Genomic DNA, 26,103 nt, shown 5'->3' on the forward strand with positions numbered 1-26,103 from the left:
CATCGATGAATCCGGAAACGGGAGAAATGACTGGACCTGCGGCGGAGGCGGCGCCGCGCGACCCGCGAGTGTACGGTCTTCGATGGTGAAAACGCACGCCGGTTCACACCGACACATCGCAATGCGCGTCAAATTGTCGCAAGTCGCAAACGGACAGGAACCGATGTCCTTTTGCCAAATAGCCGTCATTACCCATCGATGATAGAATGCCGCGTCGCAGCAGCCCGGCTGCCTTGCCGTCATGCGCCGAGCCGATCGTAGCCCGGACAACAGGTCCCCGTCGAATAAACATGGAGTCTCGTGTGTCTTCAAGACGCCTCTTCCGTCCGCTGCTCGCCGTTCTGATGTTCGGCAGCGCGGGCCTTATGAGCGCTGCCCAAGCGCAGACCAAGCCCACGGAGCAAGCGCACGCCCAGCAGGCGCCGCTCAAGGCGCCCGATACCATGGCCGAGCGCGTGCGCGGCTGTACGGCCTGCCACGGCGTCCACGGCCAGGGCACGGACAACGACTACTTCCCGCGTCTTGCCGGCAAGCCGGCCGAGTACCTGTACAACCAGCTCGTCAACTTCCGTGACGGCCGGCGCAAGTACCCGCCGATGAACTACCTGCTGACGTACCTGAACGACGACTACCTGCGTGAAATGGCCGAGCACTTCTCGGCCGAGCGCCCGCCGTATCCGGCGCCGGCGAAGCCGACGCTGCCGGCCGCGACGCTCGCGCGCGGCAAGCAGCTCGTCACGCAAGGCGACCCGTCCCGCAAGCTGCCGGCCTGCGTGGCCTGCCACGGCGCGACGCTGACCGGCATGCAGCCGGCGATCCCGGGCCTGGTCGGCCTGCACGCCGACTACCTGAGCGCGCAGATCGGTGCATGGCGTTCGGGCAACCGCCACGCGAAGGCGCCCGACTGCATGCATGAAGTCGCTTCGAAGCTTTCCGACGAAGACGTGACGGCCGTGACCGCATGGCTCGCCGCGCAACCGGCGCCCGCCAACCCCGTGCCGGCTCCGGCGCGTTCGATGAAGACTCCGCTCGCCTGCGGCAGCGAACCGCAATAAGGCAAGGGAGACAGACACAATGAAACGCAAGTCCCTGTTTGCACTCTCGGCCGTCGCGATCGTCGCGGCTGCCGCCCTCGTGCCGGTCCTGTGGCCGGGCAACGACACGCTGCACGGCGCTTCCGCCGTCGCGGCCACGCCGGCCGATCAGGCCGCGCTGATCAAGAAGGGCGAATACCTCGCGCGCGTCGGCGACTGTATCGCGTGCCACACCGTGCGCGGCGGCAAGTCGTTCGCGGGCGGCCTGCCGATGGCGACGCCGTTCGGCACGATGTACACGCCGAACATCACGCCGGACGACAAGGATGGCATCGGCAAGTGGACGTCGGACGACTTCTACCGCGCGATGCACACCGGTCGTTCGAAGGACGGCAGCCTGCTCTACCCGGGCTTCCCGTTCGCGAGCTACACGAAGGTCACGCGTGCGGATTCGGACGCGATCTACGCGTACCTGCGTTCGGTCCCGCCGGTGTCGGTGCCGAGCCGTCCGCATGAACTGAAGTTCCCGTTCAACAACCGCAACCTGCTGATCGGCTGGCGTACGCTGTTCTTCAAGGAAGGCGAATACAAGCCGGATCCGACCAAGTCGGTCGAATGGAACCGCGGCGCGTACCTCGTCGAAGGCCTCGGCCACTGCTCGATGTGCCACACGTCGATCAACATGATGGGCGGCCCGGTGACGGGGTCGGCGTTTGCCGGCGGCCTGATCCCGCTGCAGAACTGGTATGCGCCGTCGCTGACGAACGACAAGGAACTCGGCCTCGGCGACTGGCACGTGCAGGAGCTGTCCGACCTGCTGCAGGCCGGCGTGTCGCAGAAGGGCGCGGTATTCGGCCCGATGGCGGACGTGGTTCACAACAGCCTGCAGTACATGACCGACGAAGATACGCGCGCGATGTCGACGTACCTGAAGTCGATCCCGCAGAAGGCTGAAGCGCCGAAGAACATGCAGTACGAGCCGTCGAAGCAGTTCGGCAACGCGCTGTTCGACCAGGGCAAGAAGATTTACGCGGACAACTGCGCGACCTGCCACGCCGAAACCGGCGCAGGCAAGCCGCCGGCCTATCCGCCGCTCGCGGGCAACCACTCGATCATGATGGAATCGGCCGTCAACCCGATCCGCATGGTGCTGAACGGTGGCTATCCGCCGAGCACGTTCAAGAATCCGCGTCCGTACGGGATGCCGCCGTTCGCACAGTCGCTGTCGAACCAGGAAGTGGCGGCGGTCGTCACGTATATCCGGATGTCGTGGGGCAACAACGGTACGCCGATCTCGCCGCAACAGGTGAGCGACCTGCGTTCCGCGCCGCTCGACTAAGAAGCGGCGGACACACACGGGGCGCGGCTGCGGGAAACCGCGGCCGCGCCCTTTTGCATTTTGCTTTTTGCGATGTCACCTCCCGTGCGGGCCGCGCGAGACGTCGCCGATCATAAAACTGAAGAGTGGTATCTATGTCTTTCGAATCTCTCGGCTTGGCCGAACCGCTGGTCAAGGCGGTCAACGAGCTCGGCTACACGTCGCCGACCCCGATCCAGCAACAGGCGATCCCCGCCGTCCTCGGCGGCGGCGACCTGCTCGCCGGCGCGCAGACGGGCACCGGCAAGACCGCCGGCTTCACGCTGCCGATCCTGCAACGCCTGCATACGTTCTACGCCGAGCATCGCGGCGCGAAGCGCGCAGTGCGCGCGCTGATCCTCACGCCGACGCGCGAACTCGCCGCCCAGGTCGAGGAAAGCGTGCGTGCCTATAGCAAGTACCTGAAGCTGCGCTCGACCGTGATGTTCGGCGGCGTCAGCATCAATCCGCAGATCGATGCGCTCAAGCGCGGCGTCGACATCGTCGTCGCGACGCCGGGCCGCCTGCTCGATCACATGCAGCAGAAGACGATCGACCTGTCGGACCTCGACATCCTCGTGCTCGACGAAGCCGACCGGATGCTCGACATGGGCTTCATCCACGACATCAAGCGCGTGCTCGCGAAGCTGCCGCCGCAGCGCCAGAACCTGCTGTTCTCGGCCACCTTCTCCGACGAGATCAAGGCGCTCGCCGACAGCCTGCTCGACTCGCCCGCACTGATCGAAGTCGCACGCCGCAACACGACCGCCGAAAGCGTCGCGCAGAAGATCCACCCGGTCGACCGCGACCGCAAGCGCGAACTGCTCACGCACCTGATCCGCGAACACAACTGGTTCCAGGTGCTCGTGTTCACGCGCACGAAGCACGGCGCGAACCGGCTTGCCGAGCAGCTGACGAAGGACGGCATCAGCGCGATGGCGATCCACGGCAACAAGAGCCAGTCGGCCCGCACGCGCGCGCTGGCGGAGTTCAAGAACAGCACGCTGCAGGTGCTCGTCGCGACCGATATCGCCGCGCGCGGGATCGACATCGACCAGCTGCCGCACGTCGTCAACTTCGACCTGCCGAACGTGCCGGAAGACTACGTGCACCGGATCGGCCGCACGGGCCGCGCGGGTGCGACCGGCGAAGCCGTGTCGCTCGTGTGCGTCGACGAGAAGCAGTTGCTGCGCGACATCGAGCGGCTGATCAAGCGCGAGATTCCGCAGGAAGTGATCGCGGGCTTCGAACCCGATCCGAATGCGAAGCCGGAGCCGATCCAGCAGCGCCGCGGACAGCAACAGCCGCGCGGCGGCGGCGGTGGTGGCGGCAATCGCCAGCCGCGCGCGGGCGGCTCAGGCCAGCCGGCCGCGAAGCGCGACGGCAACGCGCAACCGAAGGCATCGCAACCGAAGGCGGCGCAGCAGAAAGCCGCGAAGCCGCGCACGCAAGGGCAAGGCGGCGCCGGCGGCAACGGCGGACGTCCGGCCGGCGGCGGCAACAGCGCACGCCCGGCGAACGGCAATGCCGCGCACGCGAACCGCAACCGTTCGTCGCGCAGCGGCCAGCGCGGTCACTGAAGCCGTGCGGCTGCGCGCCGCAGGTGCTCGACCTGGCGTTGCCAACGCGCGAGCACCTCGGTGCGCTCCCCTTCCAGCGTGAACGTGACACCTGTCGCGAGACGCGCATAGCCGACCCGCTGCGCATCGCCGTGCGCGATCGTCGCAGCGAATCCGGCCAGTCCGTTGAAGTCTCCTTCGAGCGGCGCCATCCTCAATTGCGCCTGAAAGAACGCGCCGTCCGCGACGAGCGTCAACGCGGCCGTGCGCCGCTGCGTGATCGCGCGCGCCGCACGCGAATGCGGCCAGAGCGCCAGCAGCAGCGTGCGCGCATCGTGTGCATAGATTTCGCCGACGCCGAGCAGCGTCGTGCGCAACTGGCCATCGTCGGTCGCGACGATCAGCGAGGCGGCGAAGTCGGCATGACGCTCGAGCGCGGTACCGTCGAACAGCGAAACGACGGCCGGCGGCCACGCATCGAACGTCCATTGTTCGAGCGCGTGGCGATGGGTATCGGTCATGATGGCGTGGCCCCGGTGGACAAGCGGATGAAGAAGCCCGAGCATACGCGCGTCGGGCCACGCTGCGGCGATCAGCGCAGGAACACGTGCCGGGTGATCTTCGTGAGCGGATAGTGAACGCCCGGCTGGATCTTCGCGGGCAGGTCGAGCGGCTTGAGCAGCATCTTCACGCACATGTCGGCCGACAGGTTGCGCCGCACGAGCGTGCTGATGCGCGCGGCGCGTTCGCGGTTGTACTGGCTGTCGCCGACACGGTCCGGATAGCGGACCGCGAACACGTGGCGCAGCGCGATCTCCGAATCCTCGTTCTTGATTTCCATCACGCGGCGCGCCAGCGCGCCGAGCACCGCAAGGCGGCCATTGCCTTCGACCTGGTTGTACTTCTTGAAGAACTTGAAGAAGTGCTTGTAGTGGCGCACTTCGTCGGTGCGGATGTTGTCGGTGATTTCCTTCAGCACGGGCTCGTCCGAGCATTCGTTGATCGCACGATAGAGCGTGGCCGTGCCCGTCTCGACGACGCAGCGCGCGACCATCTCGAGCGCGCGGGTCTTCTCGAACGCCTCGACCTTGCAGGTCTGCGAATACTCGGCGAAGAAGTTCGCGAACGCGGTATCCCAGTCGAATTCCGGCCACACGTGCGCGATGTACGCCTTCAGCGCGCGCCCGTGCTGCAATTCTTCGTGCTCCCATGCATTGTTCAGCCATGCGGAGACTTCCGGATCGTCGTTGAAGAACTGGCTCAGATTGCTCGTGTAGAGATCCGAGCCGCTTTCGATGAACGACGACGCGCACAGCAGCAGCAACAGATCCTCGTTCGCGGCGGCACGTTGACGATCGATCCGGTTCAGGTCGATGTCCTCGATTCGCCACGGCATCACATGCGTCGTTTTGGTGTCCATGGTGGTGCGCTCCCAGTCGTCGCGCGGGGGCCGGCCCATGCCTTCGGCACAGGCGCCGACCCTCCCGCAGGCGGCGTTTTACTTGCGTTTATAGTGGATTGGTCCGGCCGAACCATGCTGGCATCTTAGCCGGACTTTGATGTTCGTGCTCCAGAGCACTGACCATACCTGACAGCCGCAGTTCCACGGCGTCTGTTGCCGTTCGTTAGACGAGTCCTTCAAAGCGCTTGCACCCGCGCGGCGATAAGGGCTTGCCGCAAACGAAACGGGCGGCCATTCGGCCGCCCGCGAAGCGCACGACATACCGGCGAAAGCCGGCGGCAATGCGTCAGAAACCGGCCGCCAGACCGTCGCGCCGGCTGTCGCTCGCGGCCACGTAGCCGCGCTCGCGATCGTCGCGGTCGAGACGCCAGATGAACTGCCCCGAACCGAAATCCATGTAAGGATCGTCGATCGACTTGATCGTATGGCCGCGCGCGGCCAGCGCATCGACGGTCGCGCGGTTCATCGTTGCCTCGACGTCGAGCGTGAAGTCGCGGTTGACTTTCCAGCGCGGCGCATCACAGGCCGCCTGCGGTTGCTGCCCATAGCCGAGCATCCGCACGACGGTCTGCAGGTGTCCTTGCGGCTGCATGTCGCCGCCCATCACGCCGAAGCTCATCACGGCCTCGGTGCGACCGTCGACCTCCTCGGTGACGAACGCCGGGATGATCGTGTGGAACGGCCGCTTGCCGCCCGCGACGACGTTCGGCGAAGCCGGGTCCATCGAGAAGCCGTGCCCGCGATTCTGCAACGCGATGCCGGTGCCGGGCACGACGACGCCCGAGCCGAAGCCCATGTAGTTCGACTGAATGAAGCTCACCATCATCCCGCGTTCGTCGGCGGCCGACAGGTAGACCGTGCCGCCCGAATGCGGCCGGCCGGCGGCGAAGTGCGTCGCGCGCGCGGGATCGATCAGCTTCGCGCGCTCGGCGAGATACGCATCGTCGAGCATCTGTTCAGGCGTAACCGCCATCGCGCGCGGATCGGCGACGTAGCAATAGACATCCGCAAACGCGAGCTTCATCGCCTCGATCTGCAGATGCTGCGAGTCGACCGAATCGACCGGCCACTCGGTCACGCCCGCGTGCTCGGCGATCCCGAGCGCGATCAGCGCGGCGATGCCCTGCCCGTTCGGCGGAATCTCGTGGATCGTGTGACGGCCGAAGCGCTTGCTGATCGGCTCGACCCATTCGGGCCGGTAAGCCTGCAGGTCGGCTGCGGTCAGCGCGCCCCCGCCTTCGCGGGAGAACGCGGTGATGCGCTCGGCGAGCGCCCCCTCGTAGAACGCGCGCGCACCGTCCTTCTGCAGCGTGCGCAACGTCCGCGCATGGCCCGGCAGGCACACGCGCTCGCCCACCTGCGGTGCGCGGCCGTGCGGCATGAAGGTGTCCGCGAAACCCGGCAGCCCCTTGAGTTCCGGCACCGCGGCCGCCCACTTGTGCGCGACGATCGGCGGCACCGCATAGCCGCGCTCCGCGATCTCGATCGCCGGTTCGAGCAGGTCCGCGAACGGCAGCGAACCGAACTTCGCATGCAGCGCTTCCCAGCCCGCGATCACGCCCGGCACGGTCACGGTATCCCAGCCGCGCGTCGGCTTGTTCGCGATGCCGTTGCCCGCCTCGCCGTGGCGCTTGCGGAAATAGTCGACGTTCCATGCGGCCGGCGCGACACCCGACGCGTTCAGCCCGGACAGCCGCTCGCCGTCCCACACGAGCGCGAACGCGTCGCCGCCGAGCCCGCACGATACGGGCTCGACGACCGTGAGCGCGGCCGCGGCGGCCAGCGCCGCGTCGACCGCGTTGCCCCCCTTCCACAGCATCCGCAGCCCCGCCTGCGCGGCGAGCGGGTGCGACGTCGACACGACGTTGCGCGCGAACACCGGAATGCGGGTCGTCGGATACGGGTTGTGCCAGTTGAAGCCAGTCATCGGTTCCACCTCGTCGAAAGCTGAATGATCGCGCCGGACGCGCCCCCGCGTACGCGGGCAATCCGCCATTGCAGCGCGATCAGCGCAATCGCACAAATTCATTTGTGAAATGAATCCATGCAATTTCCGCATGAATATCCGGCAACCCTGCGGGCCGGGCCGGCCTAACGCCGTTGCCGCCCTTACAATACCCGCTCCGTCTCACGACACGACCATCGAGCCATGACCCGAGATCCCCGCCTCACCCTCAACGCGCGCCAGCAGGAATTGCTCGAATGGGTGCAGCGCGACGGCTTCGTGACCGTCGACGATCTCGCCGCGCACTTCTCGGTGACGCCGCAGACGATCCGCCGCGACGTGAACTGGCTCGCCGACCTGAACCTGCTGCGCCGCTACCACGGCGGCGCGAGCCTGCCGACCAGCTCGGAGAACGTGTCGTACACCGCGCGCCAGCGGATGTTCCACGACGAGAAGCGGCGCATCGCGGCGCTCGCGGCGTCGCACATTCCCGACCAGGCATCGCTGTTCATCAACCTCGGCACGACCACCGAGGAAGTCGCACGCGCGCTGAACCGCCACCACGGGCTGCACGTGATCACGAACAACCTGAACGTCGCGTCGATGATGAGCGGCTACCCCGACTGCGAGGTGCTGATCACGGGCGGCATCGTGCGGCCGTGGGACAAGGGGATCGTCGGCGAACTCGCGATCGACTTCATCCGCCAGTTCAAGGTCGACTACGCGATCATCGGCACGTCGGCGATCGAGGCCGACGGCACGCTGCGCGACTTCGACACACGCGAGGTGCGCGTGGCCGAGGCGATCATGCAGCATGCGCGCACCGTCTATCTCGTCACCGACCATTCGAAGGTCGGCCGTCCCGCGCTGGTGCGCCAGGGCCATCTGAGCCAGGTGCATGCGCTCTTCACCGACAAGCCGCTGCCGCCCGAGATGGCCGACACCGTGGCGGCCGCCGGCACCCAGGTGTACGTCGCCGAGTGACGGTTTCGATGCTGCACCGCACCCGAAACTTCAAGTGAAATCAAGAAGTTGGCGTCGCGAGCAAACCGCTTGCGCGTGGCACGGCTGTCAAAGGAAAAATTAACGGGGCCCGATTTGTCGTTGCCTGCGCGCTCGACTAGACTCCAGTTCCCCGGCCCATTTCGACCGTTCCGCCTGTGCCAGGGCGCGGACGAATGGCATGGCCGGCGAATACAGCTTTCCCCCCAAGCCATACCCCGATGGGTATCGCGCGTCGGCCCGCGCCGACCGCGCGGGCTGACTGGTCGCCATGGAGAGAACGATGCTGAGTCCGCATGAATTCGCCACGCTATTGCTTGTGAAGGACGCTCCCGATCAAACCCACATGGATCGGGACGAAATCGACGCACTGCTCGAACAGCAGCTCGTCCGTCTGGAAGGACTCGGTTCGGGGCGCAAATACTGCGTGACCGAAACCGGCGACGCCGCGCTGCGATCCATCAAGTACCGCTATTCGTAAAACCACACCGTTCCTGACCTGACCGCGCCGCCCGGATGCCGGGCCGCGCGGCCCTTCCCGCTTCCCTCTCGCCGCCCCGCCGCAGCCTGCTTCAGCCGCCGCGCAGCGTCGGATCGACCGCCGCCCGCCAGCTGATGGCCTGCGCGCGCGCACCGTTGAAATACGCGATCCAGCCGGCACGCGCCGCCGCATCGGGCGCCGCATAGTGCGTCGAAAGTTCGTTTACGAACGCACAATAGTTCGCATCGGTCAGCCCGCGATACCGTTTCGCCACGTACGCGTCATACAGCGTCGAGTAGACCGGCTGCGCGTCCGCGCCCCAGTCCCGTGCCGTGCCGCCGCATGACGTCTGCAGGTCGACGAACGACGGCGTGCGCCAGTTGCCGGCGAGCGGCGGCATCCCGGCAGTGCACCCCGCCAGAAGGACGGCGCACACGCCGGCCCACATCCCAATACGCATGATTCACCTCGCGAAACGGTCGATTCCGCCAGTATCGTCCGGGATCGCGCCGCACGCTACTGGCCCCGCTTTTTCGAACTTTACTTTTTCGATTTCGTTCGTTAAATTTCGAATTCGAACATTTTCTGTTCAACCATTTCCCTCAGACGATAAGGACAGCAGGTGACCCAACCGAATCGCTACGATCTGCTCGTCGTCGGCGGCGGCATCAACGGCGCGGGCATCGCGCGCGATGCGGCCGGCCGCGGCCTGTCGGTCATGCTCTGCGAGCAGGACGATCTCGCGTCGCACACGTCGTCGTCCAGCACGAAGCTGATTCACGGCGGCCTGCGCTACCTCGAGTACAACGAGTTCGGGCTCGTGCGCAAGGCGCTGCAGGAGCGCGAGACGCTGCTGCGCGCGGCGCCGCACATCATGTGGCCGCTGCGCTTCGTGATGCCGCACATGCCGAACCTGCGTCCGGCCTGGCTGATCCGCATCGGCCTGTTCCTCTACGATCACCTCGCGAAACGCGAGCTGCTGCCCGGCTCGCGCGGCATCGACATGCGCCGCCATGCGGCCGGCGCGCCGCTGATCGATTCGATCAAGCGCGGCTTCGTCTATTCGGACGGCTGGGTCGACGACGCGCGCCTCGTCGTGCTGAACGCGATGGATGCGAAGGAGCGCGGCGCCCAGATCCTGACGCGCACGAAGCTGGTGTCCGCCGAACGCCGCGGCGACGAATGGGAAGCGCGACTGCAGCACGCCGACGGCTCGATCCGCATCGTGCATGCGCGCGCGATCGCGAACGCGGCCGGCCCGTGGGTCGGCGAGGTGCTGAAAGGCGCGCTCGGCCGCGGCGCGCACCACAGCGTGCGGCTCGTGAAGGGCAGCCACATCATCACCCGCCGCCTGTTCGATCACGACCACGCGTACATCTTCCAGAACCCGGACAAGCGGATCATCTTCGCGATTCCGTACGAGCACGATTTCACGCTGATCGGCACGACCGACGTCGAATACACGAACGATCCCGCGAAGGTCGCGATCGATCGCGACGAGACGCAGTACCTGTGCGATTCGATCAACCGCTATTTCAAGCGCAAGATCTCGCCGGCCGACGTGCACTGGACCTACTCGGGCGTGCGCCCGCTGCTGGAAGACGAGAACGCCGCGAACGCATCGGCTGTCACGCGCGACTACCGCCTCGAGCTGGACGACGGCGCGGGCGCCCCGCTGCTGTCGGTGTTCGGCGGCAAGATCACGACGTTCCGCAAGCTCGCGGAAGAAGCCGGCGACATGCTGTGCAGCGTGCTCGGCCGCGACGCGAAGACCTGGACGGCCGGCGTCGCGCTGCCGGGCGGCGACATCGCGAACGCGAAGTTCGACGCATTCGCCGATACGTTCGCCAAACGCCATGCGTGGCTGCCCGCCGCGCTCGCCCGCCGCTATGCCCGTGCATACGGCACGCGCGCGGAGCGCGTGATCGACGGCGCGAAGTCGCTCGCCGATCTCGGCACCGAAATCGCACCGGGCCTCTACGACGCCGAACTGCGCTACCTGCGCGACGCCGAATGGGCGACCTGCGCGCAGGACGTGCTGTGGCGCCGCTCGAAGCTCGGCCTGCACGTCGCGCCCGGCACGCTCGACGCGGTGACCGCCGCGGTCGACGCGTGGTTCGCCACCGCGCACGCGCCGCAAGCCTGACCGGAATGCAGTTGCAGTTGCCGTACCGACGTTGACTCACCGACGCGCCGCCCCACATGCGGCGCGCATCACAACTAAGCCAAATCCACGGATGGAGATGAGAGACATGCAGGATCAGTACATCCTCGCGCTTGACCAGGGCACCACGAGTTCCCGCGCGATGCTGTTCGATCGCCAAGGCAATATCGTATCGATCGCCCAGAAGGAATTCGAGCAGATCTACCCGCAACCCGGCTGGGTCGAGCACGACCCGCAGGAAATCTGGTCGACGCAAGCCGGCGTCGCCGCCGAAGCCGTCACGCGCACGGGCCTGAACGGCACGTCGATCGCCGCGATCGGCATCACCAACCAGCGTGAAACCACGATCGTCTGGGATCGCGAGACGGGCCAGCCCGTGTACAACGCGATCGTCTGGCAGGATCGCCGCACGGCCGACTTCTGCGATGCGCTGAAGGCACAGGGTTTCGAGGCGAAGGTGCGTGCGAAGACCGGCCTGCCGATCGATTCGTACTTCTCGGGGACCAAGATCCGCTGGATTCTCGACAACGTGCCGGGCGCACGCGAGAAGGCCAAGCAGGGCAAGCTCGCGTTCGGCACCGTCGACAGCTGGCTCGTATGGAACTTCACGAAGCACGAACTGCACGTGACCGACGTGACGAACGCGTCGCGCACGATGCTGTTCAACATCCACACGCGCGAGTGGGACAACGAACTGCTCGACATGCTCGACATCCCGCGCAGCATGCTGCCGGAAGTGAAGGCATCGTCGGAAATCTACGGCCACACGAAGACCACCGTGTTCGCGTCGAAGATCCCGCTCGCGGGCATCGCAGGCGACCAGCACGCGGCGCTGTTCGGCCAGATGTGCACGACGTCGGGCATGGTGAAGAACACCTACGGCACCGGCTGCTTCCTGATGATGAACACCGGTGACAAGCCGATCGAGTCGAAGAACAACCTCGTCACGACGATCGCGTGGCAGATCGGCGACGACGTGCAGTACGCGCTCGAAGGCAGCATCTTCATCGCGGGCGCGGTCGTGCAGTGGCTGCGCGACGGCGTCGGCATCATCAAGTCCGCCGCTGAAATCGAAGCGCTCGCCGCGAGCGTGCCGCACACCGACGGCGTCTACCTGGTGCCCGCGTTTGCCGGCCTCGGCGCACCGCACTGGAACGCGCGGGCGCGCGGCTCGGTGTTCGGCGTCACGCGCGGCACGACCTCCGCGCACCTCGCACGCGCGGCGCTCGATTCGATCGCGTACCAGTCGCTCGACGTGCTGGCCGCGATGGAAGCCGATTCGGGCATCAGCATCGGCGAGCTGCGCGTGGACGGCGGCGCGAGCGCGAACGACCTGCTGATGCAGTTCCAGGCGGACCTGCTCGGCGTCGACGCGGTGCGTCCGCAGATCACCGAGACGACCGCGCTCGGCGCGGCCTACCTCGCGGGCCTCGCGATCGGCTACTGGAAGAACCTCGACGAAGTGCGCGACCAGTGGCAGCTCGATCGCCGCTTCTCGCCGTCGATGCCGAAGGAGCACGTCGAACGCTGCATGTCGGGCTGGCAGCGTGCGGTGCGTGCCGCGAAGGCATGGGCCGACGACACCCAGTAATCCCAAGCAATCCAGACGAAATACAACAACACCGGCGGACCGCGCGATGCGCGAGTCCGCCGTGACTCAAGAGAGACAATCAATGTCACCTTATATTGCAGAGTTCATCGGCACAGCGATCCTCGTGCTGCTCGGCAACGGCGCGGTCGCAAACGTGCTGCTTGCAAAGACCAAGGGCAAAGGCGCGGACCTGATCGTGATCGTGATGGGCTGGGCGATGGCCGTATTCGTCGCCGTCTATGTGACCGCGTCGTTCAGCGGCGCACACCTGAACCCGATCGTCACCATCAGTCTCGCGCTCGCGGGCAAGTTCGCGTGGTCGAAAGTCGGCGGCTACGTCCTCGCGCAGATGCTCGGCGGGATGGCCGGCGCGCTGCTCGTGTGGCTCGCCTATCGCCAGCACTTCGCAAAGGAAGCCGATGCAGACCTGAAGCTCGCGGTGTTCTGCACGGCGCCCGCGATCCGCAGCGTCACGCACAACGTGCTGACCGAAGCGATCTGCACGTTCGTGCTGATCCTCGGCGTGCTGTACCTCGCGTCGCCGCAAGTCGGCCTTGGCGCGCTCGACGCACTGCCCGTCGGCCTGCTCGTGCTCGGCATCGGCATCTCGCTCGGCGGCCCGACCGGCTATGCAATGAGCCCCGCGCGCGACTTGTCGCCGCGCATCATGCACGCGCTGCTGCCGATCCCCGGCAAGCGCGACAGCGACTGGCGCTATGCATGGGTGCCCGTCGTCGGCCCGCTGCTTGGCGGCGCCGCGGCGGCCGGCCTGTACCTGCACCTGCACACGACGATCTGATCGTCGCTTGACCGAAACGCGCGGCAATCATCGCCGCGCGTTTTGCTTTCCTTCCTTCGTTCCCCTTCCCTCGCGCTTCGCCGCTTCGTTTTTCGCTACCGGTCATCTTCGGCCGAGACCAGCGACTTCAGCTTCACCCCCGTATCCGCAACAGCCGACGGGCTCACGTCGATCCCGCGCTCGACCAGCATTCTCGCCACCCGCATGTCCTTGACGAACCCGGACACGCGGCCGAAACCGCTCGCGGCGACGAGCCGCGCACCGGCGTCGAAATGGAAATGGATTTCCGCGTCGTCGCCGAGCACGCGCGCGACCGATCGCTCGCCAAGCGCCGGCTCTCCCGCCACCTGCAACTGCGCGTCGTATTGATCCGACCAGAACCATGGCGTCTCGCGATACGGCTCGTCGGCGCCGAGCATGTTGCGCGCGGCGACGCGCGCCTGGGTCTCGGCGCCGTGCCACGTCTCCTGCCGGACGAGTCGCCCTGACAGCACACTCGGAAACACCGCGACGTCGCCGGCTGCGTAGATGCCGCGCGCCGACGTCTCGAGCCGATCGTTCACGACGATGCCGCGCTCGACGGTGAGGCCCGCCTCACGCGCCAGCTCGTCGGCCGGCTCGATGCCGATGCCGGTGACGACTGTGTCGGCGATCAGCGTGTCGCCGTCGTCGAGCACGACGGCCAGCGCGCCGCCCGCCATTCGCTCGATCGCAACCGGCTTCCGGTTCATGCGAACGGCCACGCCCTGCCGTTCGTGAAGCGCGTGCACGCGCGCCGCGATCGCCTCCGGCACCGCGCGCCCGAGCAGGCGCGACGCCGCATCGAGCACCGTCACGCGGCACCCGCGCAGTCGCGCCGACGCCGCGACTTCGAGGCCGACGAAGCCGCCGCCGATCAGCACGACCCGCGCCTCGGGCACGAGCCGCGTGCCGAGCGCCGCCGCGTCGTCGAGCGTGCGCAACGCAAACACGCCGTCCAGCGTCGCGCCCGGAATCGTGAGGCGACGCGCGCGGGCGCCGGTCGCGAGCAGCAGCGCGTCGTAGCCGAACACGCGCCCACCCGACACGCGCACTTCGCGTGCGCCCGGATCGATGCGCTCGACCGTCGCGACGACCGGCTCGATACGATCGGCCGCCCATGCTTCCGGATCGCGCAACCGGCACTGCGCCGCGCTGCGTTCGCCGGTCAGCACGCCCTTCGACAACGGCGGCCGCTCGTACGGCAGGTGCGCCTCCGCGCCGATCAGCACGATCCGCCCGCCCCAGCCGGATTCGCGCAACACCTGCGCCGCGCGGCCGCCCGCGTGGCCCGCACCGACGATCGCCATCACCCGGTCGTTCGTCATCGCGTCACACCTCGATCAGGATGCGGCCGCCTTCGATCTTCGCGCGATACGTGCGCAGCTTCTCGCAGGCGGGCGCGGACAGCGGCCGTCCGTCGCGCACGTCGAAGCGCCCGTTGTGCTTCGGGCATTCGATCACGTGGTCGATCACGAGCCCGTCCGCGAGATGTACTTGCTCGTGCGTGCACAGGCCGTCGCTCGCATAGACTTCGCCGTCGATGCGGTAGATCGCGTACGTATGGCCGGCATGGTCGAAGCGCGCGACATCTTCGTCGTCGATATCGTCGAGCGCGCCGGTGTCGATCCATTGCGTCATGTTGCATGTCTCCTGGGTTGGAAGAGTCGATGTCGGTCAGGCGCGCGCGGCATCCGGCACGGGCCGCACGACGTAATCGGTCGGGTCGCGCGTCTGCCGGACCAGCGCCGGCACGATCTCCGCATACGCGGCCAGCGTGCTGCGGTACGGCGGCGGCATGTCGGCCTTCACGGCCTCGTGCAGCTTCGGCAGCGCGTGGAACGGCACCATCGGGAACATGTGGTGCTCGACGTGGTAGTTCATGTTCCAGTACAGGAAGCGGAACACCGGATTCATCATCACGGTCCGGCAGTTGCGCCGGTGATCGAGCACGTTCTCGGGCATGCCCGCGTGCTGCGTGAGGCCGAAATACAGGTACAGCCACGCGCCGTAGAGGCTCGGCAGCCCGATGTAGAGCAGCGGCAGGATCGTGTGCCAGTAGAGCGACGCACTGGTCACGAGCGCGTACACCGCGAGATGGATGCGAGACTCGCGCACCACCTTCGGCCGCTCCGATTCGGGCACGTAGGTGCATTCCTCGTCGTCGAGCCGGCCGGTGAAGGCAGTCGCGATCATCTTGCGCAGCTCGCCGGCCACATGCTTCAGCGCGACGACGTTCAGCGCGAGCGAGAGCCAGTCGGTCGGCTTCGGCGCGGCGATTTCCGGATCGCGCCCGACGACCAGCGTATCGGTATGATGGCGTGCATGGCTCCAGCGCCACGCCGTCGCGCGGCGGAACACCTGGAACGACGCGACCTGGTACAGCACGTCGTTCATCCAGCGCGTGCGGAACGCGGTGCCGTGCCCGCATTCGTGCCAGCGCGAGTCGGCCGGGCTGCAGTAGAGCGTGCCGTACACGAAGAACGCGGGAATCGCCCACGCCGAATGTGCGCGCCACGCCAGCCATGCGAGCACGCCGCTGATCGCGATCGCCGCGTACCAGATCAGCGTGTCGCGGATCGCGCGCGCGTCGCCACGCTGCATCAGCTGCTTCATCAGCGGCCGCGGCACCGGGCATCGATACCACTCGGCGTTGGCGAGCCCGGCCGCCTGCGCGCGCTCGCCGGCGCCGCCGATCATCCGGTATGCCTGACGGCGCGCCGCCGCGCGGTCGTGCGCCTGGTCGTCGATATGAGCCACGTGCGTCTCCTGGATTCCTTGTTCGTAGGAAGCGCGGCAAGCGCTTCGGCACGGAATCAAAATTAGGCCCGCGGCCTCCCCCGCTCAATCGAAACGTTGACGAAATTTCGCCATCGCTTTAGCGTTCCCCGCATCGCCACGTCTCGATGGCGACACCACGATGGAGACAACCATGGCAGGCGAATCCGGGCCGCGCTGGCGCAAGCGCACCGCACGCTTCGACGAGATCGCGGCGCTCGCCGGCGTCAGCACGACCACCGTCGACCGCGTGCTGAACGAGCGCGGCAGCGTCTCGGCGCAGGCCCGCGAACGCGTGGTGGCGGCCGCGCGACAGCTCGGCGTGCCGCGCCAGCTGCCCGACACGCGGCACGGGCTGCTCCACGTCGACGTGCTGCTGCCGGATACCGACGCGGCGTTCTTCCGGCGGCTGCAGCTGGCGCTGCAGCGCTCGCTGCAGATGCTCGACCGGCGCGTGGTCGTGCACCGGACGATCCTGCCTGCCGCCGACGACGAGCGGGCCGCCGCGCTGATCGAACGGCCCGCCTACCGGCGCGCGGCGCTGATCGTCACGGCACGCGACACGGCACGCGTGCGCGACGCGCTGGCCGGCGCGATCGCGCGCGGCGAGACCGTCGTGACAATGGTCACCGACATCGGCGGCATCGACCGCACGCACTTCGCCGGCATCGACAACTACCGGGCCGGGCGCACGGCCGGCTATTACATCGGCCGCCTGGCGGCATGCCCCGGCCGCGTGCTGCTGCTCGGCGGGCGCATGGGCTACCGCGCGCACGCCGACCGGATGGCCGGCTGCCGCGACCAGCTCGCCGAAGCGTTCGCGGCCGTCCGCTGCGACGACGAGCCGGTCGAGACGCTCGACCAGGACGATCGCTGCTACCGCGCGGTGACGAAGGCGCTGCAGGCGCACGACGACGTGGTCGCGATCTACAACAGCGGCGCCGGCTCGGCCGGCATCGAAGCGGCGCTGCGCAAGGCCGGCGCGGCCGGCCGCGTCGTGTGGATCGGCCACGAGATGATCGACCTGCACCGCAGCTTCATCGAATCCGGCGCGATGGATCTCGCGATCGACCAGGATCCGGACGGCCAGGTGATTTCCGCGCTGCAGCACGTGCTGCATGCGTGCGGGATCGTCGAACAGCCGCCACCGGCCGATCCGGTCGAATTCCGCGTGTTCTGTCCGGCTAACGTGAGGACGAGCGCGTACCTGCCGGCCTGAATTCGAACGCCCGGCACACCGTCTGTCGCGCCGCATGCGCATTGCGAAAAAATCGACCGCCGCATTGGCGATTTTTCGTCAACGTTTGTCATGCAGCCCGCGCCGCGCCTCCGTACATTGGGCAGCCAATCCCATGACAACGGCGGACAGGAGACGATGGCTGAACCGATCCTCATCGGCGTGAACCTCGACGGCGTGCTCGAACACGACGGCCTGCCGTTGCCCACACCCGCCGAACGCTTCCGGAGGGTCGCCGGCGCCGGTGTGTTCGACTACGTCGAGAAGAACCCGACGCGCGGCGAGGACCTGTCGCCGTATTTCGCGCTGGTCGAACGCCATGCGCTGCCGATTCGCGTGATCGGCGGCATCTGGTGCGCGGGCCGTGACGAAACACACGTCGCCGAGATCGTCGACGCGGGCGCGCGCTTCGGCAGCACGGTGCTCAACTGCCAGCTGCATGCGCATCACGCGGACGGCCATCCGCTGTCCGACCGCGAGATCGCCGATTTCTACCTGCGGACCTACGAGCGCGGCGAGCCGGCTGGCTGCCTGCCGAGCCTCGAAGTGCACGTCGACATGTGGAGCGAGGATTTCACGCGCATCGCACGCGTCGCACGGCTTGTCGAGCAGGCCGGCGTGCCGTTCCGGATCACGCTCGATCATTCGCACCTGCTGTTCAAGATCGGCAACCACACCGAACTCGATGCGTCGGGCATCCGCGACGCGGCCGACGGCGGCCGGCGGTTGCTCGACCCCGCATCGCCCGACGCCCTCTACGCCGACTGGATCGCGTGCGGCTGGGTCCGGCATGCACATGCGCGCAGCGTGATGCCGAACAATCCGGACAATCCGTGGATGCGCCGCGCCGACGGCAGGCCCGGGCGCGGCATCCAGTACCCGTTCGTCGCGCCGGCTCCAGGCACCTATCACGGCGCATGGCGCGCGGATGAACTCGACACGTGGAAGGCCGCGCTTCGGCAGTTGCTGCACGCGCTGGCCCACGTACAGCCGGCGCGCGTCGAGCAGATCAGTTGCGAATTCATCCCGTTTCCCGACTACGGCGGCGGCGCGCGCTATTCGATCTTCGACAACAACGTCGCATGTGCGCACTGGCTGCGCGACACGTGGCGTGCCCTCGCCGCGCCGCCGGCCGCCGACGTCGCGCACACCGGCACCTGATTCGCCCCCGCCCCCACTCGAGACCCAAGGACAGAACGATGACGCAAGCCCTCCATTTTTCGCTGAACCGGATGAGCGCACCGCGCTTGCCGTTCGACCGTTACGTCGCGCTGTGCCAGCGCCTCGGCATCGACACGATCGAGATCCGCAACGATCTCGACGGCGTCGAGATCAACGATGGCACGCCGGCCGCCGCCGTGCGCGCAACGGCCGAGGCCGGCGGCGTGACGATCCTGACGATCAACGCGCTGCAGCGCTTCGAGCAATGGAACGCCGAGCGCGCGGACGAGGCGACCGTGCTGGCCGACTACGCGGCGCAATGCAGCGCGCGTGCGCTGGTGCTGTGCCCGACCAACAGCCGGAGCGACACGCGCAGCGCGGACGTGCGCCATGCGGATCTCGTGAAGGCGCTGAAGGCGCTCAAGCCGATCCTCGACGCGCGCGGCCTGCTCGGCTTCATCGAGCCGCTCGGCTTCGAGGAATGCGCGCTGCGCCGCAAGTCGGATGCGGTAAAAGGCATCTACGATGCGGCGGGCGAACAGGTGTTCCGCCTCGTGCACGACACGTTTCATCATCACCTGTCGGGCGAGGACATCTTCTTCCCGAACCTGACGGGCCTCGTGCACATCTCGGGCGTCGAGGAGGACGACCTGCCGGTCGACCGGATGCGCGACGGCCATCGCGTGCTGGTCGGCGGCGCCGACCGGCTCGGCAATATCCGGCAACTGCGCGAACTGCTTGCGCGCGGCTACCGCGGCGCGTTCTCGTTCGAGCCGTTCGCGCAAGAAATCGCCGAAGCCGACGACATCGAGAACCGGCTGCGGACGAGCATCGACTACGTGTGCGGCGCACTGGCGAATCAATGACCGCCACCACGGTACACAGCCAACTGCAACTGCGTACCGGCGTAAATCCACGAAATCAACAGGAGAACGGAATGATCGAATTCGCGTTGTTCGGCGCGGGACGGATCGGCAAGATCCACGCGGCGAATCTCGCGCGCCATCCGGGCGCGAAGCTGAAGTACGTCGTCGACCGGCATGCGCCGTCGGCTGAAGCGCTGGCTCACGCGCACGGCGCGCAGGTGGCCGACGTCGAGCGCGCACTCGGCGATCCGGACGTCCGGGCGGTCGTGATCGCATCGAGCACCGACACGCATGCGGACCTGATCGTCGCGGCCGCGAATGCGGGCAAGGCCATATTCTGCGAGAAGCCCGTCGACCTGACCGTCGAGCGCTCGCGTGCGTGCGCGGACGCCGTCCGGCGCAGCGGCGTGACCTGCATGATCGGCTTCCAGCGCCGCTTCGACCCGACGTTCGCCGCGCTGAAGGCGCGCGTCGAGCGCGGCGAGATCGGCGCACCGGAAATGCTGGTCGTCACGAGCCGCGATCCGGGCGCGCCGCCCGTCGACTACATCCGCAGCTCGGGCGGCATCTTCAAGGACATGCTGATCCACGACTTCGACGTATTCCGCTGGATCCTCGGCGACGAAGCGCAGACGCTGCACGCGACCGGCAGCTGCCTGACCGATCCGGCCGTGCACGACGCGGGCGACATCGATTCGACGGCCGTGACGATCCGCACGCGGCGCGGGCTGCTGTGCCAAATCAACACGTCGCGGCGCGCCGCGTACGGCTACGACCAGCGTTTCGAGCTGCTCGGCAGCAGCGGGATGCTGCAGGCCGGCAACGTGCGGCCGACCGAGGTGAGCGCGTGGCTCGCGGCCGGCATCGCGACGGATGTGCCGGAGCCGTTCTTCCTCGAACGCTACCGGCATGCGTACGCAGCCGAGATCGCGCACTTCGTCGATGCGCTGCGCGACGGCACGCCGGTCCGCACGACGATCGACGACGGGCTCGCCGCACTCGAACTGGCCGAGGCCGCGATGACGTCGTGGAAAACGGGGCGCGTAATGGAGCTGTGACGTCACCGGCGACAGGCGGTGACAGGCGGCGACAGGCGGTGACAGGCGGTGACAGGCGGTGACAAGCGGCGACAGGCGGCGGCGAACCGCACAAGCGGGCCGCCGCCGGACGATCGGCAACCCACCCGGACGAGACACGGTCAGCGCGCGATCGCGTCGGGAAAATTTGCCGAAGCGTCGCGCGGCGTGCGCGTGAAAGCACGTATGATGGCGAATTGATCTGCGTCGCCGACATCCCGCTTTTTCACCACCATGCTCGATCACCTCATCTGCGACTGCGACGGCGTGCTCGTCGACAGCGAAATCATTGCCGACCGCGTCCTGCTCGACACGCTGTCCGCCACGTTCCCGAATCTCGACTTCGAAGCCGCCGCCAAGTCGGCGTTCGGCCAGCAGACGTCGCGCTTCCTGGCGGGAATCGAATCCCGCTTCGGGATCGAAATGCCGGCCAACTTCATCGAGACCATCGAGCACAACATCGAGAGCGCACTCGCGCAATCGCTCGCGCCGATCTCCGGCGTGCGCGACGCGCTGCTGAAGGTGAGCCTGCCGGCGGCCGTCGTGTCGAACAGCCGGCTCGCACGCGTGCGCAGCTCGCTGAAGCGCGCGGCGCTCACCGAGATCTTCGGCGATCGCGTGTTCAGCTCCGAACAGGTGGCGCGGCCGAAGCCCTACCCCGACGTCTACCTGCATGCGGCGCACACGCTCGGCGTCGCGCCGGAGCGCTGCATCGTCGTCGAGGACAGCGTGTCGGGGCTGAATGCCGCGCGGGCGGCAGGCATGAAGACGATCGCGTTCGTCGGCGCGAGCCACATCCCCGACAATTACGCGGATGCACTGCGCGCGATGGGCATCACGCGGATCATGCGCAGGATGGACGAACTGCCGGCGTTCGTCGAAGCCGGCATGCGCGGCGAATTCGGGGACGTACAGTCCTGATGGTCGTGCCGGCCCGATCAAGCTGATCGGGCCGATCCGGCGTGCGCCGGTTCACGCACGCCGTGTCATGGGCGCGAACGCGCCCGCCCTTCCTTTCCCTCAGGCCGGTTCGCAGCAGCGCTCGCGCGCGGCGGCCAGCGCCTCGCGGAACTCGACGAGCTCCGCGATCGTCAGCATCGGCAGCCCGTGCTGTTGCGCGAAACGCTCGACATCGTCGCCGCGCGTCATCGTGCCATCCGGATTCATCAGTTCGCACAGCACGCCGGCCGGCTTCAGGCCCGCGAGGATCGACAGGTCGACCGTGCCTTCGGTGTGACCGCGGCGCGCCAGCACGCCGCCCGGTTGCGCACGCAACGGAAACACGTGGCCCGGGCGCACGATGTCGTGCGGCTTCGCCCCTTCTGCGATCGCCGCGCGGATCGTGGTGACGCGATCGGCCGCCGATACGCCCGTATGCACGCCTTCGCGCGCCTCGATCGACACGGTGAACGCAGTGCCGTTGCGGCTCTCGTTGGTCTGCACCATCGGCGGCAGCTCGAGCGCACGCACGGTATCGTCGGTCAGGCACAGGCACACGATGCCGCTGCATTCGCGGATCAGCAGTGCCATCGTCTCGGGCGTGATGCGCTCGGCGGCAACGATCAGGTCGGCTTCGTTCTCGCGATCGTGGTCGTCCTGCAGCACCACGGCACGGCCGGCGCGCATCGCTTCGAGCGCGGCGGCGATGCGCGGCGGCACCGGTTCGGAATCCAGCAACGGGAGATCGGCAAAGGCGTCGGCGGGTGCCGACGAAACGGACATCAAGGACATGTGAAACGCTCCTCGCAAATACGATTTGGGCGAAAAACGTTTCAGGGCATTGCAAACAGACAGAACGACAACCCGCTTCGCACACATCGCGAAGCGGCCCTGACGGACATGACTATCTGCACATCTTCTCTCATCCGGACTATGACCGTCGGCTCTGGCATTCGACCAGATCTGCTGACCCCGCGCGGATGCACGGGCGCTCGCGGGCTCGCCGGCTTACGCCAGCCTACCGCCGGTGGGGAATTTCACCCCGCCCTGAAGACGCACTGATTGCCGGATGGGCCAACCCCATCGACGGCGGGCCAAGCATACAACAGCTGCGCAGCGAACACTGCGTAAAACCTTACTGACGACTCCGTCTAACGGCATCGTCCAACCGGCCGACGGACGACCCGCGTGCTCGTCCGAACGGCGAGCACGCGGGCCGCTTCCGTGCGGCCTGCGTTGCGCGGTCAGCCGGCCGCGTGCGCGGCATGTGCCGCGTGCGCCGCATCGGGCACGAGCCAGCGCGGCGGCACCTCGGGGCTCACCGTCACACGGAATGCGCGCGCCTCGCTGTCACCCGGGTTGCGCAGGCTGTACGGCTGGTCGGCATCGAACACGATCGCGTCGCCGGTCGCGAGCAACTGGCGGCGGTCGTGCACGCTGACTTCGAGCGTGCCCTCGCTGACGACGAGGTTGACCGTCGTGCCGGGCGCGCGGCGGGCGCCCGGCTCCGTATGCAGCGGCGCGATCCGCAGCTCGTGGAACTCGGCCGCGGCCGGCTCGCCTTCCGGGTACAGCGCCCGCGCCGAGAAGCGGCCGTTCGAGCTGACGACCCGCGACGCACGCTCGGCCGCCAGGTGCTCGAAGCCGTTCACCGCATGGCGGCGCAGGAAGGCGGCGACCGATACCTTCAGCGCCGCGGCGATCTTGCAGAGCACCTTGATCGACGGCACGCTGCGCGCCGACTCGATCTGCGCGAGCATCGCGCGCGACACGCCGGACAGCCGCGCGAGCGCATCGAGCGACAGCTGCCGCTCGGCGCGCAACCGCGCGAGGTTCACACCGACGACCTGTTCGAGAACGTCGAGCGACGCGGACGCCCGCGCATCGGCGGCGTTGCCGGATTCGAAGGAAGACACGTCGCGCACGAGCGCCAGGGATGAAGACATAGCATTGCCTCCGGGCCGCGGTGCAGCCCTGCGTATGGGGTAAGCCGGGATCGGAATCGGGTTGCGCCAGCAACGGCGCGTATCGAGACGCTATCACCCGGCCTTGCACCGGCAAACGAAGTTATCTTCACACCGTTATCAGCATCGCGGAGGAATGCGTTCCTCGCGAACCTTTTCCTGCCGCTATCGCGTCGTGCCGGCGCCGCAGGCTGCACCGTTCATTGCGCCGCCGGCGCCGTGCCGCGCGCCGGCCCGCGCGCGTCGAGCCGCATCGCGAACCACGTGACGACGAGCGCCGCGAACGTCACCGCGACGGCCACCCAGGGCAGCGCATCGAGCGCCAGGCCGCGTTCCAGCGCAAGGCCGCCGAGCCACGCGCCGAGCGCATTGCCGACGTTGAACGCGCCGATGTTCAGCGTCGATGCGAGATGCGGCGCGCTCGCAGCCTTCTCGACAACGTGCGCCTGGAGCGGCGGCACCGTCGCGAATGCGGCGATCCCCCATACGAACACGGTGACGGCCGCGGCGACCGGATGGTGGCTCGTCCTGGCGAACACGACCATCACGGCCATCAGCGCAACGAGGATCGCGATCAGCGACGGCATCAGCGCGCGGTCGGCGAGCTTGCCGCCGAGCGTGTTGCCGATCGTCAGCCCCGCGCCGAACAGGACGAGGATCAGCGCGACCGCGCGCGGCGAATAGCCCGACACGGTCTGGAGAATCGGCGCGATGTACGTGAACACGACGAACACGCCGCCGAAGCCGAGCACGGTCATCAGCAGTGCGAGCCACACCTGCGGCTCCTTCAGCACGCGCACTTCGTGGCCGAGTCCGACCGGCCCGCTGTCGTGGCGGTTCGGCACCAGCGCGGCGATGCCGCCGAGCGACAGCACGCCGAGCGCGGCGACGATCCAGAACGACGCGCGCCAGCCGAGCAACTGGCCGACGAAGGTGCCGAACGGCACGCCGAGCACGTTCGACAGCGTGAGCCCCGTGAACATCAGCGCGATCGCGCTCGCGCGCTTGTCGGCCGGCACGAGCGACGCGGCGACCACCGCGCCGATCCCGAAAAACGACCCGTGCGCGAACGACGTGACGACGCGCGCGACCATCAGCATCGCGTAGCCGGACGCGGTCGCGCACAGCACGTTGCCGACGATGAAGATCGCCATCAGCCACTGCAGCGCGGCCTTGCGCGGCATGCGGCTCGTCAGCACCGCGAGCAGCGGCGCGCCGGCCGCGACGCCGAGCGCGTAGCCGGTGACGAGCAGGCCGGCCGACGGCAGCGACACGGCGAGGTCGCGCGCGACTTCGGGCAGCAGGCCCATGATGATGAATTCGGTGGTGCCGATGGCGAAGGCGCTGATCGCGAGCGCCAGGAGCGGAATGGGCATGACGTTCTCCGGAAGGCGGCGGCTGCGGCGCCCGGTCGGTGCCGCACCGCACAAAAGGCAGGATGTGCGCATTGTCCCGAAGATGGCGATATTTGATAATTGGCGTGGCATTTGAACCATTTTCAAATATTTCTGGAAAATCGTATGGATCGACTGGGCGATATCCGGCTGTTCGTCGAGGCGGCCGAACTCGGCAGCCTGTCCGCCGCCGGGCGCAAGCTGAACCTCACGCCGGCCGCCGCGAGCGCGCGGCTCGCGAAGCTCGAGGCGGCGGTCGCCACCCGGCTGTTCGACCGTTCGACCCGGCAGTTGCGGCTCACCGACGAGGGCCGCCTGTACCTGACAGGCTGCCGGCAGGCATTGCAGGCGCTCGACGACGCCAACGCGCTGCTGCAGGCCGGCCGCAACGTCGTCGGCGGCCGGGTGCGGCTGTCGGCGACGTCCGATTTCGGCCGCCGCCGGCTGCTCGACTGGCTCGACGAATTCACCGCGCGCTACCCGGACGTGACGTTCTCGCTGACGGCGTCCGACTCGACGGTGAACCTGTGGCAGGACGAGATCGATCTCGCGATCCGCTTCGCGGCGCCGCCCGACGGCGCGCTGATCGCCCGCCGGCTCGCCGCGGACCGGCGCGTGCCGTGCGCGGCGCCGTCTTTCATCGAACGCCACGGCATGCCGAGTGACCCGCACGATCTGGCCCGCTTTCCGTGCAACGTGATCACGGTGGCGTCCGGCCCGATGAACACGTGGCGCTTCACGCGCGGCGACGGAGGCGACGAAATGCAGACCTGCACGGTGCCGCTCGCCACCGCGTTCGAGACCAACGACGGCGGCCTTGCCCGCGAGTGGGCGCTGCGCGGCCGCGGGATCGTGCTGAATTCGATCTGGGATGTCGCCGACGACATCCGCGCCGGGCGGCTCAAGGTCCTGCTCCCGGACTGGCGGCACCAGAGCGCGCCGCTGCACGCGATCTATCCGGGCAAGCGCTACATGGCGCCGCGCGTGCGCGTGCTCCTCGACTTTCTCGCCGAACGCTTCGCGCGCGAGGAAACCGCGCACGAAGACCTGCTGAACGCGTGCCGCTGACGGCCGGCGGCCCGACGCCAAGGGGTCGGAACGTGGTGGACGGCGTCGCGCGGCCGCAACCCGCCGCCGGTCCCGGTCGGCATGAAAAGCTATAATGAAAGGCTTTCCCGACGGCTTTTCGTGCTGGCTGCGCGCCCTTCGCGTGCAGCGCACGGCCGTCCCGATTCACCTTACAGACGACGCCCCCAGGTCAACCACTGCGAACGGC

24 protein-coding genes and 1 riboswitch are annotated in these 26,103 nt (G+C 67.7%); of the genes, 14 read left to right on the top strand and 10 right to left on the bottom strand.

Going from position 1 to position 26,103, the window contains the following annotated elements:
- Positions 1 to 290: 290 nt before the first annotated feature.
- The 3 genes from CFB82_RS14990 to CFB82_RS15000 all read left to right on the top strand — a co-directional run bounded on the left by CFB82_RS14990 (position 291) and on the right by CFB82_RS15000 (position 3,971).
- Complete coding sequence (locus tag CFB82_RS14990) at positions 291 to 1,055, top strand: c-type cytochrome (protein WP_046544481.1); 765 nt, start codon at positions 291 to 293, stop codon at positions 1,053 to 1,055.
- 19 nt (positions 1,056 to 1,074) lie between these two features.
- Positions 1,075 to 2,373, top strand: a complete 1,299-nt coding sequence (locus CFB82_RS14995; protein WP_069248787.1) for a c-type cytochrome — start codon at positions 1,075 to 1,077, stop codon at positions 2,371 to 2,373.
- Between the two features lie 134 nt (positions 2,374 to 2,507).
- Positions 2,508 to 3,971 (top strand): DEAD/DEAH box helicase, encoded by a 1,464-nt coding sequence (locus CFB82_RS15000; protein WP_069248788.1) that lies wholly within the window; start codon positions 2,508 to 2,510, stop codon positions 3,969 to 3,971.
- Here the strand turns inward: CFB82_RS15000 and CFB82_RS15005 are convergent.
- The 3 genes from CFB82_RS15005 to CFB82_RS15015 form a co-directional block, all read right to left on the bottom strand.
- Entirely contained in the window at positions 3,965 to 4,471 is a 507-nt protein-coding gene (locus CFB82_RS15005; RefSeq protein ID WP_089484537.1) for a hypothetical protein, read from the bottom strand. The two genes, CFB82_RS15000 and CFB82_RS15005, sit on opposite strands and share 7 nt — an antisense overlap.
- Positions 4,472 to 4,542: 71 nt before the next feature.
- Positions 4,543 to 5,370 (bottom strand): ferritin-like domain-containing protein, encoded by an 828-nt coding sequence (locus tag CFB82_RS15010; protein WP_039360322.1) that lies wholly within the window; start codon positions 5,368 to 5,370, stop codon positions 4,543 to 4,545.
- 328 nt (positions 5,371 to 5,698) lie between these two features.
- Entirely contained in the window at positions 5,699 to 7,339 is a 1,641-nt protein-coding gene (locus CFB82_RS15015) for a gamma-glutamyltransferase family protein (RefSeq protein ID WP_089484538.1), read from the bottom strand.
- Positions 7,340 to 7,561: 222 nt separating this feature from the next.
- Between CFB82_RS15015 and CFB82_RS15020 the strand changes: the two genes are divergently transcribed.
- Positions 7,562 to 8,341, top strand: coding sequence for a DeoR/GlpR family DNA-binding transcription regulator (locus CFB82_RS15020; protein ID WP_089446351.1), 780 nt, complete (start codon positions 7,562 to 7,564; stop codon positions 8,339 to 8,341).
- Positions 8,342 to 8,642: 301 nt separating this feature from the next.
- Positions 8,643 to 8,840, top strand: coding sequence for a hypothetical protein (locus CFB82_RS15025; protein ID WP_011353109.1), 198 nt, complete (start codon positions 8,643 to 8,645; stop codon positions 8,838 to 8,840).
- Between the two features lie 91 nt (positions 8,841 to 8,931).
- Here the strand turns inward: CFB82_RS15025 and CFB82_RS15030 are convergent, their stop codons facing one another.
- A complete protein-coding gene (locus CFB82_RS15030) occupies positions 8,932 to 9,300 on the bottom strand; it encodes a hypothetical protein (protein ID WP_069248791.1) in 369 nt (122 codons plus the stop codon).
- Between the two features lie 162 nt (positions 9,301 to 9,462).
- On the opposite strand from CFB82_RS15030, the gene glpD reads away from it, so the two are divergent.
- From glpD to CFB82_RS15045, 3 genes are all read left to right on the top strand, one after another.
- On the top strand, positions 9,463 to 10,986 hold the full coding sequence (gene glpD / locus CFB82_RS15035; RefSeq protein WP_089484539.1) for a glycerol-3-phosphate dehydrogenase: 1,524 nt from the start codon (positions 9,463 to 9,465) through the stop codon (positions 10,984 to 10,986).
- A 106-nt stretch (positions 10,987 to 11,092) separates the two neighbouring features.
- Positions 11,093 to 12,595: a glycerol kinase GlpK gene (glpK, locus tag CFB82_RS15040; RefSeq protein WP_089446353.1), complete on the top strand. Its 1,503-nt coding sequence runs from the start codon at positions 11,093 to 11,095 to the stop codon at positions 12,593 to 12,595.
- Positions 12,596 to 12,677: 82 nt separating this feature from the next.
- Positions 12,678 to 13,394, top strand: coding sequence for an MIP/aquaporin family protein (locus tag CFB82_RS15045; RefSeq protein WP_006484467.1), 717 nt, complete (start codon positions 12,678 to 12,680; stop codon positions 13,392 to 13,394).
- Between the two features lie 95 nt (positions 13,395 to 13,489).
- Here the strand turns inward: CFB82_RS15045 and CFB82_RS15050 are convergent, their stop codons facing one another.
- Genes CFB82_RS15050 through CFB82_RS15060 form a run of 3 tightly spaced genes read right to left on the bottom strand, consistent with a single transcriptional unit; the run spans position 13,490 to position 16,172 of the window.
- Positions 13,490 to 14,740 (bottom strand): NAD(P)/FAD-dependent oxidoreductase, encoded by a 1,251-nt coding sequence (locus CFB82_RS15050; protein ID WP_089484540.1) that lies wholly within the window; start codon positions 14,738 to 14,740, stop codon positions 13,490 to 13,492.
- Between the two features lie 4 nt (positions 14,741 to 14,744).
- Positions 14,745 to 15,053: a non-heme iron oxygenase ferredoxin subunit gene (locus CFB82_RS15055; protein ID WP_089446355.1), complete on the bottom strand. Its 309-nt coding sequence runs from the start codon at positions 15,051 to 15,053 to the stop codon at positions 14,745 to 14,747.
- A 36-nt stretch (positions 15,054 to 15,089) separates the two neighbouring features.
- Positions 15,090 to 16,172: a fatty acid desaturase family protein gene (locus CFB82_RS15060; RefSeq protein ID WP_089484541.1), complete on the bottom strand. Its 1,083-nt coding sequence runs from the start codon at positions 16,170 to 16,172 to the stop codon at positions 15,090 to 15,092.
- 172 nt (positions 16,173 to 16,344) lie between these two features.
- Here CFB82_RS15060 and CFB82_RS15065 point away from each other — a divergent pair, with 172 nt between their 5' ends.
- The 5 genes from CFB82_RS15065 (at position 16,345) to CFB82_RS15085 (ending at position 21,451) form a co-directional block, all read left to right on the top strand.
- A complete protein-coding gene (locus tag CFB82_RS15065) occupies positions 16,345 to 17,409 on the top strand; it encodes a LacI family DNA-binding transcriptional regulator (protein ID WP_089484542.1) in 1,065 nt (354 codons plus the stop codon).
- Between the two features lie 156 nt (positions 17,410 to 17,565).
- A complete protein-coding gene (locus CFB82_RS15070; RefSeq protein WP_089484543.1) occupies positions 17,566 to 18,588 on the top strand; it encodes a xylose isomerase in 1,023 nt (340 codons plus the stop codon).
- Between the two features lie 38 nt (positions 18,589 to 18,626).
- On the top strand, positions 18,627 to 19,454 hold the full coding sequence (locus tag CFB82_RS15075; protein WP_089484544.1) for a TIM barrel protein: 828 nt from the start codon (positions 18,627 to 18,629) through the stop codon (positions 19,452 to 19,454).
- Between the two features lie 71 nt (positions 19,455 to 19,525).
- Entirely contained in the window at positions 19,526 to 20,512 is a 987-nt protein-coding gene (gene iolG / locus CFB82_RS15080; protein WP_089484545.1) for an inositol 2-dehydrogenase, read from the top strand.
- 252 nt (positions 20,513 to 20,764) lie between these two features.
- A complete protein-coding gene (locus tag CFB82_RS15085; RefSeq protein WP_069248801.1) occupies positions 20,765 to 21,451 on the top strand; it encodes an HAD family hydrolase in 687 nt (228 codons plus the stop codon).
- Between the two features lie 99 nt (positions 21,452 to 21,550).
- Here the strand turns inward: CFB82_RS15085 and ribB are convergent, their stop codons facing one another.
- The 3 genes from ribB to CFB82_RS15100 form a co-directional block, all read right to left on the bottom strand.
- Complete coding sequence (gene ribB, locus CFB82_RS15090; protein WP_039360016.1) at positions 21,551 to 22,261, bottom strand: 3,4-dihydroxy-2-butanone-4-phosphate synthase; 711 nt, start codon at positions 22,259 to 22,261, stop codon at positions 21,551 to 21,553.
- A gap of 118 nt (positions 22,262 to 22,379) precedes the next feature.
- Positions 22,380 to 22,528: riboswitch (FMN riboswitch) on the bottom strand.
- A 185-nt stretch (positions 22,529 to 22,713) separates the two neighbouring features.
- Positions 22,714 to 23,415, bottom strand: coding sequence for a helix-turn-helix domain-containing protein (locus tag CFB82_RS15095; RefSeq protein ID WP_069248802.1), 702 nt, complete (start codon positions 23,413 to 23,415; stop codon positions 22,714 to 22,716).
- A gap of 218 nt (positions 23,416 to 23,633) precedes the next feature.
- Entirely contained in the window at positions 23,634 to 24,809 is a 1,176-nt protein-coding gene (locus CFB82_RS15100) for an MFS transporter (RefSeq protein ID WP_089484546.1), read from the bottom strand.
- 144 nt (positions 24,810 to 24,953) lie between these two features.
- Here CFB82_RS15100 and CFB82_RS15105 point away from each other — a divergent pair, with 144 nt between their 5' ends.
- Positions 24,954 to 25,895 carry a LysR family transcriptional regulator gene (locus CFB82_RS15105; protein ID WP_089484547.1) on the top strand — a complete coding sequence of 314 codons (942 nt, stop codon included), beginning with the start codon at positions 24,954 to 24,956 and terminating at the stop codon, positions 25,893 to 25,895.
- The last annotated feature ends 208 nt before the right edge of the window (positions 25,896 to 26,103 follow it).

The organism is Burkholderia sp. HI2714, from assembly GCF_002223085.1.
Classification (GTDB): Bacteria; Pseudomonadota; Gammaproteobacteria; order Burkholderiales; family Burkholderiaceae; genus Burkholderia; species Burkholderia lata_D.